We start from the raw sequence: 13,254 nt of genomic DNA, 5'->3' as shown, positions 1-13,254 counted from the left end.
AGTACACCGTGACCAGCAAAGTCACCGCCGCGATCGTGGGGTCCGGCAACATCAGCACCGATCTGCTCTACAAGCTGCTGCGCTCGGACAAGATCGAGCCGCGCTGGATGGTCGGCATCGACCCGGATTCGGAGGGGCTGAAGCGGGCACGGGGGCTGGGTCTGGAAACCTCCGCCGAGGGCGCGGACTGGCTGCTCGCCCTCGACGAGAAGCCCGATCTGTTGTTCGAGGCCACCTCCGCCTACGTGCACCGCGCGTACGCGCCGAAGTACGAGGCCGCGGGCATCCGCGCCGTCGACCTCACCCCGGCCGCGGTCGGCCCGGCCGTGATCCCCCCGGTGAACCTGGATTCGCTGCGGGACGCGGCGAACGTCAACATGATCACCTGCGGTGGCCAGGCAACGATTCCGATGGTCAACGCGGTCTCGCGGGTCGTCCCGGTGTCCTACGCCGAGATCGTGGCCTCGGTGTCCTCGGTGTCGGCCGGTCCGGGTACCCGCGCGAACATCGACGAGTTCACCAAGACCACCTCCAAGGGTGTGGAGACCATCGGTGGCGCCGAACGCGGTAAGGCCATCATCATCCTGAACCCGGCCGAGCCGCCGATGATCATGCGCGACACCATCTTCTGCGCCATCCCCGAGGATGCCGATCGCGACGCGATCGCCGAGTCGATCTTCCGGATGGAGAAGTCCATTCAGGAGTACGTGCCCGGCTATCGGCTGCTCAACGACCCGCAGTTCGACGACCCATCGCTGGTATCCGGCGGCTTGGCGAAGGTGTCGATCTTCGTCGAGGTCGAGGGAGCGGGCGACTTCCTTCCGCCGTACGCGGGCAACCTCGACATCATGACGGCTGCGGCCACCAAGGTCGGCGACGTGCTGGCCGATCAGATCCTCTCAGCTCGGGTGTAAGGAGATTCGACCATGAACAACATCCTGCAGCCCTTCTCGGGCGAACTCGATGTGCGCGTCACTGATACTTCGCTGCGTGACGGCTCGCACCACAAGCGCCACCAGTTCACCGTGACCGAGGTTCGCGACATCGTCGGCGCACTCGACGCGTCCGGAGTCCCGGTCATCGAGGTCACCCACGGTGACGGCCTGGCCGGGTCCTCGTTCAACTACGGTTTCTCCAAAACCCCTGAGCAGGAACTGATCAAGGCTGCCGCGGAAACCGCCAAGCAAGCCAAGATCGCCTTCCTCATGCTGCCCGGCGTCGGCATCAAGGAAGACATCAAGATCTCCCAGAGCAACGGCGCCTCCATCTGCCGGATCGCCACCCACTGCACCGAAGCCGACGTCTCCATCCAGCACTTCGGCTACGCCCGTGATCTCGGCCTCGAGACCGTCGGATTCCTCATGATGGCCCACTCCACCACGCCGGAGAACCTGGCCAAGCAGGCCCGCATCATGGCCGACGCAGGCTGCCAGTGCGTCTACGTCGTCGATTCCGCGGGCGCGCTCGTTCTCGAGCAGGTGTCCGACCGTGTCTCCGCCCTGGTCGCCGAACTCGGCGACGACGCCCAGGTCGGCTTCCACGGCCACGAGAACCTCGGCCTCGCCGTAGCGAACTCGGTCTATGCCGTGCGCGCCGGCGCCACCCAGATCGACGGCTCGGCTCGCCGCTTCGGCGCAGGCGCGGGCAACCTGCCGGTCGAAGCCTTCATCGGCGTCTGCGACAAGCTCGGGATCAAGACCGGCGTCGACTTCTTCGCCGTCACCGACGCCGCCGAGGACGTGGTCCGCCCGGCCATGCCGTCGGAATGCCTACTCGACCGTCAGGCACTGATGATGGGCTACGCGGGTGTCTACTCCAGCTTCCTGCGCCATGCCGAACGCCAGGCCGAACGCTACGGCGTCTCCGCCGCCGAAATGCTCGTCCGCGCGGGCAAACGCAAGCTCGTCGGCGGCCAGGAAGACCAGCTCATCGACATCGCTCTGGAACTCCAGCGCGAAGCCTCCGTCACCGCCTCGGCCTGACAACACACCCCTGACGGCGTGACCCGGCACCCCGGGTCACGCCGTTCGGCGTTGCGGGCCGACAACATCGGTCACCGCGTGAGCGCACCGGCGGCGAGATAGTCGTCTCCCCCGACGAAGTACGTGTGGCCGTCGGCGACCGCTTCGGTGCCTGCCCGAACGATCACGCGCGCGAAATCCTCGACGGTGGGCAACGGGCCCGCCGCGCGGCGGGACTCGACGCTGTCCGGATCACGCCGTTCCAGCAGGCGGACGATGATCGTCCCGTCGATCATGTCGCCGGACACCACCGTGAAACCGACTCCGCGCTCCTGAAATTCGGGAATCAGCGCTCGTAGCGCGTCCTCGCCTGCCCGCTTGCTGCGCGCTATCGGCGTATACCCCTGTGGCACATTGTCGTTCTCGTGGATGAAGTGCGCCTGATGGCTGGTGACGAACACGATCCGGCCACCCTCCGGCATCAACGGCAGCATCGCCGTCGCCAGGTTCACCTGCGCGTCCCGGTTGAGCCGGAGTGCGTACCCGGGATCGGCATCCCGTTCGAGCCCGCCGGATGCGTTGAGCACCAGGGTATCCAGCCGCCCGAAGGTCCGGCCGACCTCCGCGACCATCCTCTCGACAGCCGCCGGATCGGAGACATCCGCGCCGAGCACCGAAGCGCTCCCACCCGAGGCCACGATCGCGTCCACGACATCCTGGGCCCGCTTGCGCTTCTCCCGAAAATTCACAACGACATGTGCCCCGGCCGCGCCGAACTGCGCCGCCGCCTCCGCCCCGATCCCCCGCGAAGCCCCGGTGACCAGCACGATCCGCTGATCCTGCCGCACTGTCGAATCCATCGTCGATCTCCTCGTCCATCCCGACCGGCCGTAACGCTTCTGATTCAGAAGCAACTATCGTGCTTCTGAATGAGAAGCGCAACCGGCGACGAGCCCTCGCAAGCGATCCTGGCCGCGATCGACCTGCTCGGTCAGCGCTGGATGCTGCGCGTGATCTGGGAACTGGAGCCCGGCCCCCTCGGCTTCCTCGACATCCGCCGACGCATGGGCAACTGCTCGTCGAGCATGCTCTCGGACCGACTCCAGCAACTCCAGTCCGCGGCACTGATCCGCAAGAACGGGCAACGCGGCGCTTACGAACTCACCACCGAGGGCGCCCTTCTCGCCGAATCCCTGCAACCCCTGTGGGACTGGTCCGAGAACCGGACGTCCTCCGGCGACGGCAACGGCCGCATCCCGTGGCGTCCCGACCGCTAGTCCACTGGTCTCCGGAAAACCGCTGGACAGCGGCGATATAACTGGCTCATGAGCGAGGATACGGCGACATTGTTCTGCGATACCGGCATGGCTGCCCGGATCGAACGGATGGAGATCGATGCCATCACCGGCGGGGTGAGCGCGGGGCTTCGTCGGGGGAAAGCGGAATTCGACGGGTTCGCGCACGAGATCGCCGGTGGGGCGGCATGTTTCGCGGGGCCCGGCTCTCCGCTGAACAAGGTGGTCGGGGTCGGCTTCGCCGGGGTGCCGACGGTGGCGCAGTGGGAGGCGGTCGAACGGGCTTATGCCGAGGTGGGGGCGCCGGTCCAGGTGGAATTGGCGCATCTCGCCGACCCGCGGATCGGGGCCGACCTGACCGCCCGCGGGTATCGGTTGACCTCGTTCGAGAACGTGCTCGGCCTGCGTCCGCGAGGACGCGTCTGGCCGGCGTCGCAGTCGGTCGAGGTACGTCGCGATGACGAAGACGGGTTCGATACCTGGCTCGATACGGTCGTCGACGGCTTCGCTCACCCCGACGACAACGGTCTACCCGCCCACGAGGAGTTCCCCCGCGACATCCTCGCCGCTGTCATCCGCGACCTCGCCGCCACCGGCGACACTCACCGCTACCTCGCCTACCGAGACGGCGTTCCCGCAGGCGGCGCGACCCTCCGCGTGTCCGACGGCATCGCCGCGCTCGCCGGGGCGGCGACCCTGCCCGAGCACCGCCGCAAAGGCGTCCAGACAGCACTGCTCTCGGCCCGCCTCGGCGCCGCGACCGCGGCCGGCTGCGACCTCGCGGTCGTCACCACCGAGCCCGGATCGACATCCCAGAAGAACTCCCAGGCCCAAGGCTTCGCGCTGCTCTACACCCGGGCGGTGCTGGTCAAAGACCCCGCCTGAGGCCCGAGTCCTCGTCGATGCGGATCTCTTCGACGGTCGGGCCCTTGGCCGACAGGCCGCTCACCAGCAGGGCGTAGATCGCGACGACGAGGATGGGCGCGGCCAAGGGGGCCCAGATCAGTTGGACGGGGACCCAGGCCGCGGTAGCCGCGGCGATGGTGAACAGCACCGCGCCGCCGACCGAGGGGATGGTGGTGGGGACCACGCCTTCGGGGGCGTGCAGGACGGCGGCGTTCAGCAGGTAGGTGGTCGCGACCAAACCTGTTGCCGCCGAGGCTATGACGCCGACGTCGGAGACGGCCAGCGCGGCGATGGTGATCAGCACCGCGCCGACCGAGGCCGGGCGCCACCACCAGCTCGCGATGATCAGCGCCAGCGCGGGCACTCCGGCGATGGGGTTGATCAGCGCGACCGCGGCGACCAGCAGCAGGCCGGCCAGGAGGGCAAGGAATCTCGTCATCGGCGTACCCGTACTGCTCGGCGGTGTTCGGGGAGCAGGCGCATGGCTTGGTCGAGGCGGGTGTCTTCGGGCCAGGCGATGATGTCGACGCCGACGGTGCCCATATCCCGATACATCGAGGCGCGCTCGAGCTGCCACATCTTGGCCATGGTGGGGTCGAGGCCGTCCGCGAAGGGAGTGCCGCGCAAGACGTCGACCGCGACCACCACGTGGCCGCGTTTGCGCAGGTCGATCAGGGCGAGCGCGAACTGCGTGTCGAGCAGGGTGGAGAAGGCGACCACGATCGCGCCGATCGGAACGGCGGCGTGGGGCGCGAGGGTGCCGGTGGTCGCGACGTGTTCGTCACCGACGCCGAGGACGGTGTCGACGATGCGATAGAACTGCCTGCGGCCGATATCGGGGCGCAGCCAGCGAGGTGCTTCGCCGAGGCAGACCACGGCGGTGCGGTCGCCGGATTGCAGCGTCGACTGCACCACTTGCGCCGCGCCGCGCACCGAGAGTTCCAGCGAGGCGCTGGCCGGGCCCGGCGCCTGTAGGGAGGTGTCGACCATGACGACCACGTCGGCGGAGCGGTTGGTGAACCGCTGGGTGACGTAGAGCCTGCCGCGCCGCGCGCTCACCGGCCAGTTCACCGCGCGCAGCTGATCGCCCGGCGTGTAGGCGCGAATGTCGGCGTATTCGACACCCGGACCGTGCTTGCGGGTCAGGTGGGTGCCGATCCGGTCGGGAAGTTCGGTGCGCGGCATGCGCATTCGCTGCGGATCGGCGATCGGATAGACGTAGAGTTTGGCCGCGGGCAGCTCGGTCGTCGCGACCGCCAGACCGGCCGGGCTCAGCGCGGATACCTTCACCTGCACCGGATACCGTCCCCAGCGGGTGGCGGAGAGCCCGAGCCGCATGCCCGCGGGCGCGCCGCCGGAATCGTGGGATTCCTCGACCTCGAGTTCCAGGCCGGGCAGCGGCAGGGCAGTCATCCGTAGCAGCGCGTGCCCGCTTTCGACGAAAGCGACAGCGCTGCAACCGATCACCTCGTTCTCGAAACAGCGCACGGTGCCGCTGCCGTCGACCTGGACTCTGGTCGGCGCCTGCTGCCACGGCGCGGTGGCGAGCACGCCGAGCATCGGCGCGGCGAAGACGACCAGCTGCCACTGCCCGAGCAGCACCGCGACGACCAGTGCCGCTGCCGCGCAACCGGCCAGGATGAACACCAGCGGCGCGGGCCGCCACCGGAGGTCGACCTCGACCGTTCTGGATTCGTCGCGATGCTTCATGTGCTCGTGGCGCGGGGCACCGGTAGCCGGCGGAGCAGTTCGGTGATGACGTCCTCACCGCGAATGCGGCGGACCCACATCTCGGGGCGCAGGGTGATGCGGTGCGACATCGCCGCCACCGCGAGCGCTTTCACGTCTTCGGGGATCACGTAGTCGCGCCCGAGCAGCAGCGCCCTCGCCCGTGACATCTGCACCAGATCGAGTTCGGCGCGCGGGCTGGCGCCGACCTCCACCTGGGGATGGCTGCGGGTAGCCGAGGCCAGCGCGACGACGTAGCTCACCACGTCGGGGTGCACGGTGACGAACTCGACCGACTGACGCATCTCCATCAGACCCTGCGCGTCGACGACCTGACCCACCTGCGGCGCGGTGGAACCGCGTTCGAGCCTGCGCCGGATCATCTGCGTCTCGTCGGCCTCGGAGAGGTAGCCCAGGCGCAGCTGGATGGCGAAGCGGTCGAGTTGGGCCTCGGGCAGCGGGTAGGTGCCCTCGTACTCGATCGGGTTGTCGGTGGCCAGCACCACGAACGGCTGTGGGAGCAGGAAGGTCTCGCCGTCGATGCTCACCTGCCCCTCGGCCATGGCCTCGAGCAGGGCGGCCTGGGTCTTGGGCGGAGTGCGGTTGATCTCGTCGGCGAGCAGCACATTGGTGAAGACCGGACCGCGACGGAAGTTGAACCGGCCCGACGCCATGTCATAGATCGTCGAACCCAGCAGGTCGGCGGGCAGTAAATCCGGCGTGAACTGCACGCGGGTGAAGTCGAGTCCGAGCGCGGCCGCGAAAGACCGCGCGATCAAGGTCTTCCCGAGGCCTGGCAGGTCCTCGATGAGTACGTGCCCTCCGGCCAGCACGGCAATCATGATGAGCTGCATCTCATCTCGCTTGCCGACCACGACACGGCCCAGCTCACGCAGTACGGCATCGGAGCGCTGGACGGTCACGTTCAACGGCATTGTCATCGGTGGCCTCTAACCCCTCACATCGTCTGCAAACGGCGCAGGATCTCATCCAGCGCCTCTTTACCCGGTGCGCGTCCGGTTTGATCGCGCAGCGCGGAGTTCGCCGGATCCACCCAGCGCCACAGTTCGGGTCCGAACTGCAGCTGACCGGCGGCCTCGGTGGCCCGGCGATTCTTGGAAACCCTCAGCCCCGTCGACAGCTCGAATTCCTTGGCGAGCAGGGGCCGCAGGTGGCGGTCCCAGTCGGCACGGGTGCCGTCGGCGCGAGCGGTGAGCATCTCGGCGCGCGCGTGCCAGCGAACAAGCATCTCGGCGGGGCCGTTGTCGATGTATTCGGTGAGCGGTTCCTCGCGGATCACGCGGTGGCGCAGCGACCAGACCAGCATCGCGAGCGCCGCGGCCACCGGAACGGCGACCGCGAGCAGCACCGAGTCACGATCCAGACGCACCAACGCCACTTCGATCACAGCGACCGCGAGCACGGCGGTGACGATCACCGAGGTCCGATTCATGCCGTCACCAGCCTGCGCTGTAGATCGGTGAGCACGATGCGCAGCAGCTGTTCGGCGCGCATGCGCTGCCATTCCAGCATCGAGTGCGGGCTGAACCGCGCCTCCTCGAACAGCGCGACCAGCTCACGGGCCGAAGCATCGTGCAGCACACCGCTTTCGAAGGCCCTGGCCAGCACTTCCATCGGGGTGTCGGAGGCCAGCGGGCGGGCGGCGCGGTCGCTGGACAGGCCGCGCTCCATCGCCACATAACAGGCGATGATGGCGGTGCGCGGGTCCTGACCCGGGGCGTTCATCGCGGCCAGGCCCATTTCGGCGGCGCGCGTGAGCGAATCGACTTCGCTGGCGGTCGGTTCGTTCTCGACGGGCGCGGCAGGGGCCGGTTCGCGGCGCGCGGCCACGGCGACGACGACCAGACCGACCAGCGCGACCACGATCAGCACGATGGCCAGGATCGCCGCGATCACCAGGGCGGTGCCGGTGAGTTCCGTGGGTCCGGTCGTCGGGTCCGCGGCATGGGTGTCGGTGGTGGGGACGGGGCCGGAGCCCTCGGCCAGCGTTTCGGCGGCCGGGCGCATCGGGCGGGCGCCGGGCAGCAGGAACAGCGCGGTGACGCCACCGGCGAAGATCAGCGCGACCGCGGCCACGGCGATCGGGACCAGCAGAGCCATCCTGCGCCACTGGATGCGCGGCATAGCTTCGCGTTCGGCTTCCGGCATCGCCAGCGGCAGTCGGTGCTGGCTGGCGATCACGCCCGCCACGAGGATGACGATCGAGACCAGCAGCAAGACCGGCATCACGGCGACGAGCAGCGGCGAAGGGGCGCCGGTCGAGTTCGGTCCGGCGCCGGGCAGACTGCCCTGCAACGCGATCGTCGCGGCGACGACCAGTGCGATCACGACAATCGCCCGCGTAATGGGCTGATTCACCCCGATCACAGCTGTACCACCAAACCCCGAGAGACTGCACAAAACAGCCACATAGTTACATGCCGAGTGGTCCGCTCGAGAGAAAATCGATGCTTTTGGATCCTCTCCTAATATTGTCCCCCTGGGATCAAGGGCATGCTACGCAGTACGAACGTTTAAACCGCCAGTTAATGACAACTCACCGAGACGGCTGGCGGTGCGCGCCAGATCGGGAATCGCGGGGACGCCCGCTGTGAGCTCGTGTGGGGCTTCGTGGGCGTGGACGGTGAACGGGAGATCAGCGTCGTAGAGGACGTCGACGAGGTTCACCAGGCGCATGGACCAGTCGGGCGGGATTTCGCGGAGCGGCGGGACCTCGAGCAGGGTCCAACGGCGGTAGCGCTCGGTGAGACGGAGATAGTCGGCCGCGCTGGTGGGGGCGGCACAGATGTCGTGGAAGCCGACGGTGATGGCGTCTGCGGTGGCGTAAGCGCGGATGGTTCGGCCGTCGCCGATGGGCACGTCGACGCGCGGCAACGCTGATCCGATATCCGCGGTGACCACGTATCCGCCTGCGAGGAACCCGGTATCGCGGTGTGCGGTCCGGGTGCGGTAGTCGAGCGGTCCGTCGAGGGCGATGATGTCGAGCTCGGCGACGATCCGCGCGATGGTGGGCAGGAAGTGGTCATGGAACAGGGGGTTGGGCAGCAGGTCCTCGGGCCGGTAGTTGGAGGTGACCACGAGGGCGCGGCGCTCGGCGAAGAGGGTGTCGAGCATGCGGGCGACGAGCATGGCGTCGCCGATATCGCTGACGTGGAATTCGTCGAAGCAGACCAGGTCGGCGTCGCCGAGGAGTTCGCCGATCGCGCGTTCGATGGAGCCGAGGGCGTGGGTGACCGTGTGCAGGGACGCGAAGAAGGCATGGAAGTGGAAGCGGCGCTTGCGCTCGGTGTCGGCCGAGGCGAAGAAGCGGTCCATCACCATGGTCTTGCCCCGACCCGGGCGGCCGTGCAGGTAGATGCCGGACCGGTCCGTGCGCAGGTCGGCGGGTCGACCAGCATCGCCGCGTTCGAAGGGACGCGGGAGCGCAGCGCCGAACCAGCCCGTGCGCCGTTCGGCGGGGCGTCGGGCACCGAGAGGGCGGCCGACCGGGTCGAGCAGTGATTCGAGCGCACGCAGGGCCGCGTGTTGTGCGGGGTCGAGCACCACGGTCTCGGGTTTCATGCGAACTCCTTCGTCCTCTACAGTTGTAGAGGACGGGCGTCGCGGACGGCCAGGAGAGGTGACGATGTCCACAGACCGGCGGGCGCGGATCGTGGCGGGTGCTGTCGAACTCATCGCGACACAGGGAATCCGCGCACTCACCCATCGCGCGGTGGATAACCGGCTGGCATTGCCACCGGGTTCGACCTCCTATTACTTCCGCACGCGACACGCGTTGATCGAGGCGGTGGCGGACGGGATCACCGCTCGATCGCGCGCGGATTTCCTTGCCGCACAGCCGGAATTCGCGAACCGACAATCACTGGACCCAGCCCAGGTCGCGGGCGATATCGCGACGTGGCTAGAGCAACTGCTCACGCATCGCCGCACCGATCTGATCGCCCGACACGCCTTGATCATCGAAGTCCTGTCCGACCCTGAACTACACGCCCGCCTGGCAGGCAGCCTGTTCTCGCTGGACCGCGCCACCGCGCTGTTCGCCGCGCTCGGCGCCGTCGATCCCCGCGCGTCGGCCCACGACTTCCTCGCGCTACTGGAAGGACTCGTCTTCGATCGGTTCGCGGGACTGCGCGCGGGATCGGCGGCCACCGTCGATCAACTCGCCCGACCGCTGGCCGAGTTCCTCACAAGCGGTCGTAACTATCAGCCCCGCCAACCGAATTCGGAATAAGGCTCGGCCGAATTCAACGCCGCCAATCCGAGCGCGGAATATTCGATCAGATCGTCGGGTAGTTCACTGAGCAAAAACCATTGCAGCGCATAGCATTTATCAGGCTCGCGATTGAAAGGTTCACCGCACCAATCCTCGACGCGAAAGAACAGGCCGAGACGGGAGTCATAGCCCGGCGCGGTGACATGGGCGACGTGCACCAGGCGCAGGGCCGCGGGATCGATGTCGACCCCGACCTCCTCCGCGGCTTCGCGGACCGCGGCCGTCGCCACCGATTCGTCGGCCTCGAGTTTTCCCGACGGCAGGTGCCAGCGGTGATCGAACCCGTCGCCGCTGCGGCGCAGGCTCAGCAGGACCTCGTCGCCGCGGATCAGCAGGATGTGCACGTCGACCAGGTGGCGGGGAGTCACCTGGTCGAGCGTAGAAGGGCAGAGGCTATGACGTCAGCACCAGCCCGGAGGTGGGGACGCCGGTGCCGGCGGTGACGACGATGCGTTCCAGAGCGTCCACCTGGTTCACCGAGGTGCCGCGGATCTGGCGGACCGCCTCGGCGATGCCGTTCATGCCGTGGATGTAGGCCTCACCGAGCTGGCCGCCGTGGGTATTGAGCGGAAGACGGCCGCCGATCTCGATGGCGCCGTCGGCGATGAAGTTCTTGGCTTCGCCGCGGGGGCAGAAGCCGAGCTCCTCGAGCTGCATGAGGACGAACGGGGTGAAGTGGTCGTAGAGGATCGCGGCCTGCATGTCGGCGGCGGTCAGGCCGCTCTGGGCCCACAGCTGGTCGCCGACGAGTCCCATTTCCGGCAGGCCGGTCATGGCGTCGCGGTAGTAGCTGGTCATCACGTACTGGTCGGCGCCGCTGCCCTGTGCGGCGGCCGCGATGATCGCGGGGCGCTGGGGGAGGTCGCGGGCGCGTTCTGCGCTGGTGACCACGATGGCGACGCCGCCGTCGGATTCCTGGCAGCAGTCGAGCAGGTGCAGCGGTTCGGCGATCCAGCGCGAATCCTGGTGCTGTTCCAGGGTGATCGGCTTGCCGTAGAAGAAGGCGTTGGGGTTCACCGCGGCGTGCTTGCGGTCGGCGACCGCCACCGCGCCGAAATCGGCACTGGTCGCGCCGGTCACGTGCATGTACCGGCGGGCCACCATCGCGACCTGCGCGGCGGGCGTGCCGAGCCCCTGTGGGTAGGCCCAGCCCGCGTCGATCCCCGATGACGTGGGCGCGGCGGCCAGCGCGGGCGAGAACTGTCCGAACCGAGCGCCGGACCGTTCGTTGAACGCGCGATAGGCCACCACGACATCGGCCACCCCGGTGGCCACGGCCATCGCGGCCTGCTGCACGGTCGCGCAGGCCGCGCCGCCGCCGTATCCGATGTGGCTGAAGAACTTCAGGCTCGGAATGCCGACCGCCCTGGCCACCGCGGCCTGGGTGTTGGTGTCCATGGTGAAGGTGGTGAGGCCGTCGACATCCTCGGGCGTGAGGCCGGCGTCGGCCAGCGCCGCGCTCACCGCCTCCGCGGCCAACCGCAATTCGCTGCGACCGGAGTCCTTGGAGAAGTCGGTGGCGCCGATGCCGACAATGGCGGCGTGTCCGGAGAGACCGGCCCTGGCAGTGGTGCTCATTTCGGCTCCAGATCGGGAAGGGCGATGACGGCCGTGGCGGTGATGTGCTCGCCGAGGCTGTCTTTGCCGTGCACGTCGATGGTGACCTGGGTGCCGTCGATCTCGGTGACCGTGCCGGAAAGGGTCAGGGTGTCACCGGCGTACAGCGGCACGCCCAGACGCAGTGCGATGCGCTTGACCAATGCACGTGGACCGGCCCAGTCGGTGACGAAGCGCTGCACCAGACCGGTGTCGGTGAGGATGTTGACGAAGATGTCGTTCGACCCGCGCTCGACCGCCTTGTCGCGGTCGTGGTGCACATCCTGGAAGTCCCTGGTGGCAATGGCCGTACTGACGACGAAAGTCGGGTCGGCGTGGATCACCAACTCCGGCAGAGTGGTTCCCACCGCGAGGGTGGCGAACTCGACGGTGGGGGTCATCGTGGCGTCCTTTCCGGACGGGCGGAGCGAGTCGGCACGGCGCGGCGGGCGCCGAGGCGGCGATCGGCGGTGGTCATCACACGGCCTGCCAGTAGGGCAGCACGGTGCCGTCGGCGAGCTTCTCGAAGGCGGCGCGCACCGGCAGGTCGATGGCTACCTCGTTCGGCTCGACGCCACGCAGTTCGCCGAGCATTCGCACGCCCTCGTCGAGTTCCACCAGGGCGACCACGAAGGGCAGATCGCGCCCCGGCACCTTGGGCGCGTGGTGCACGACGAAGCTGAACACCGTGCCGGTGCCCGCGGCGACCAGGTAGTCGGTGGTCTCCGATTTGTCCTGCCACAGTGCGGGAACGGGCGGGTGACGCAGCGAACCGTCGGGCAAGCGCTGAATACGCAGTTCCCCGACTTCGGTTCCCGCCCAGAAGAACTCGGTATCGCGCGAGATGACCGGACCGACCCGACCTTCCGGTGCGATGCTCGGCGCCGACTTCTGGCTATCTGTCGTCGCACCGGATTCAGCGGTCGCCGACTCGGCGGTGGCGGCGGGAATCGGCGCGAACTTCAGAATGCGGAACAGCATTTCGGTGACGACCTCGTCGCCGACCGACCAGGTGGTGGCGAAGGTCAAAAACCAGCCGTCACCTAGTCCGGTTCGCTTGGGGCCCTTGAACTCCGAGAGTTTGCTGGTAACCGTCACCTCCTCGCCCGGCTCCAGGTAGCGGTGGTAGGTCTGTTCACAATTGGTGCCGACAACGGAGGTATAGCCCGCGTCGTCGAGCAGCTGTGTCGCCAGCCCGAGCGGATCGTCGGCGGTGCGTGTACCGCGCAGGCCGTTCATCGTCCACACCTGCGCCATGGCGGGCGGGGCGACGATACCGGGATGACCTGCTGCCCTTGCGGCTTCGGCATCGACGTAGATCGGGTTGGTATCGCCCAGCGCCTCGACCCAGTTGTGAATCATCGACTGGTTCACCGGGTCACGGCCCGCGCGCGGCGCCGATTGCCCCGCCGCCGACAATTTCGCCAGCGCTTCCGGGAGATCTTCGGGGGTGATGCTGTCCGGCACGCGCCGC

Annotated in this window: 16 protein-coding genes; 5 read left to right on the top strand and 11 right to left on the bottom strand. The window is 68.0% G+C overall.

The window, feature by feature from the left end; all coding sequences use genetic code 11:
* Positions 1-8 precede the first annotated feature (8 nt).
* Together QX204_RS00480 and dmpG are read left to right on the top strand one after the other, a co-directional pair.
* On the top strand, positions 9-914 hold the full coding sequence (locus QX204_RS00480; RefSeq protein ID WP_301904649.1) for an acetaldehyde dehydrogenase (acetylating): 906 nt from the start codon (positions 9-11) through the stop codon (positions 912-914).
* 12 nt (positions 915-926) lie between these two features.
* On the top strand, positions 927-1,982 hold the full coding sequence (gene dmpG, locus QX204_RS00475; RefSeq protein ID WP_301904648.1) for a 4-hydroxy-2-oxovalerate aldolase: 1,056 nt from the start codon (positions 927-929) through the stop codon (positions 1,980-1,982).
* A gap of 71 nt (positions 1,983-2,053) precedes the next feature.
* On the opposite strand, the gene QX204_RS00470 is transcribed toward dmpG, so the two are convergent.
* Complete coding sequence (locus QX204_RS00470) at positions 2,054-2,821, bottom strand: SDR family oxidoreductase (protein WP_301904646.1); 768 nt, start codon at positions 2,819-2,821, stop codon at positions 2,054-2,056.
* Between the two features lie 69 nt (positions 2,822-2,890).
* Between QX204_RS00470 and QX204_RS00465 the strand changes: the two genes are divergently transcribed.
* Positions 2,891-3,238, top strand: a complete 348-nt coding sequence (locus QX204_RS00465; protein WP_056818933.1) for a winged helix-turn-helix transcriptional regulator — start codon at positions 2,891-2,893, stop codon at positions 3,236-3,238.
* Between the two features lie 48 nt (positions 3,239-3,286).
* Entirely contained in the window at positions 3,287-4,141 is an 855-nt protein-coding gene (locus tag QX204_RS00460) for a GNAT family N-acetyltransferase (protein WP_301904645.1), read from the top strand.
* Here QX204_RS00460 and QX204_RS00455 read toward each other — a convergent pair.
* From QX204_RS00455 to zapE, 6 genes are all read right to left on the bottom strand, one after another.
* On the bottom strand, positions 4,125-4,601 hold the full coding sequence (locus QX204_RS00455; protein WP_301904643.1) for a hypothetical protein: 477 nt from the start codon (positions 4,599-4,601) through the stop codon (positions 4,125-4,127). The genes QX204_RS00460 and QX204_RS00455 overlap by 17 nt on opposite strands.
* Positions 4,598-5,872 carry a DUF58 domain-containing protein gene (locus QX204_RS00450; protein WP_301904642.1) on the bottom strand — a complete coding sequence of 425 codons (1,275 nt, stop codon included), beginning with the start codon at positions 5,870-5,872 and terminating at the stop codon, positions 4,598-4,600. Before QX204_RS00450 ends, QX204_RS00455 begins: the two co-directional genes overlap by 4 nt.
* Positions 5,869-6,831: an AAA family ATPase gene (locus QX204_RS00445; protein WP_056818940.1), complete on the bottom strand. Its 963-nt coding sequence runs from the start codon at positions 6,829-6,831 to the stop codon at positions 5,869-5,871. Before QX204_RS00445 ends, QX204_RS00450 begins: the two co-directional genes overlap by 4 nt.
* A 17-nt stretch (positions 6,832-6,848) precedes the next feature.
* Positions 6,849-7,343 carry a hypothetical protein gene (locus tag QX204_RS00440; RefSeq protein ID WP_301904641.1) on the bottom strand — a complete coding sequence of 165 codons (495 nt, stop codon included), beginning with the start codon at positions 7,341-7,343 and terminating at the stop codon, positions 6,849-6,851.
* Positions 7,340-8,269: a DUF4129 domain-containing protein gene (locus QX204_RS00435; protein WP_301904639.1), complete on the bottom strand. Its 930-nt coding sequence runs from the start codon at positions 8,267-8,269 to the stop codon at positions 7,340-7,342. The genes QX204_RS00440 and QX204_RS00435 overlap by 4 nt, the downstream gene beginning before the upstream one ends.
* 138 nt (positions 8,270-8,407) lie before the next feature.
* Complete coding sequence (gene zapE / locus QX204_RS00430) at positions 8,408-9,472, bottom strand: cell division protein ZapE (protein ID WP_301904638.1); 1,065 nt, start codon at positions 9,470-9,472, stop codon at positions 8,408-8,410.
* A gap of 64 nt (positions 9,473-9,536) precedes the next feature.
* Between zapE and QX204_RS00425 the strand changes: the two genes are divergently transcribed.
* Positions 9,537-10,142, top strand: a complete 606-nt coding sequence (locus QX204_RS00425) for a TetR/AcrR family transcriptional regulator (protein WP_301904636.1) — start codon at positions 9,537-9,539, stop codon at positions 10,140-10,142.
* Here the strand turns inward: QX204_RS00425 and QX204_RS00420 are convergent.
* The 4 genes from QX204_RS00420 to QX204_RS00405 all read right to left on the bottom strand — a co-directional run bounded on the left by QX204_RS00420 (position 10,115) and on the right by QX204_RS00405 (position 13,247).
* Positions 10,115-10,528, bottom strand: coding sequence for an NUDIX hydrolase (locus QX204_RS00420; RefSeq protein WP_301904635.1), 414 nt, complete (start codon positions 10,526-10,528; stop codon positions 10,115-10,117). The genes QX204_RS00425 and QX204_RS00420 overlap by 28 nt on opposite strands.
* A gap of 49 nt (positions 10,529-10,577) precedes the next feature.
* Complete coding sequence (locus QX204_RS00415; protein WP_301904634.1) at positions 10,578-11,762, bottom strand: lipid-transfer protein; 1,185 nt, start codon at positions 11,760-11,762, stop codon at positions 10,578-10,580.
* The gene (locus QX204_RS00410; RefSeq protein WP_301904633.1) at positions 11,759-12,181 is read right to left on the bottom strand and encodes a MaoC family dehydratase; all 423 of its coding nucleotides are present in this window, start codon (positions 12,179-12,181) and stop codon (positions 11,759-11,761) included. The genes QX204_RS00415 and QX204_RS00410 overlap by 4 nt, the downstream gene beginning before the upstream one ends.
* A 76-nt stretch (positions 12,182-12,257) precedes the next feature.
* Complete coding sequence (locus tag QX204_RS00405; RefSeq protein WP_301904632.1) at positions 12,258-13,247, bottom strand: bifunctional MaoC family dehydratase N-terminal/OB-fold nucleic acid binding domain-containing protein; 990 nt, start codon at positions 13,245-13,247, stop codon at positions 12,258-12,260.
* Between the last annotated feature and the right edge of the window lie 7 nt (positions 13,248-13,254).

This window comes from Nocardia sp. PE-7 (genome assembly GCF_030486425.1).
GTDB classification, from domain to species: domain Bacteria; phylum Actinomycetota; class Actinomycetes; order Mycobacteriales; family Mycobacteriaceae; genus Nocardia; species Nocardia salmonicida_A.
This window is presented reverse-complemented; position numbering and strand designations above follow the sequence as displayed.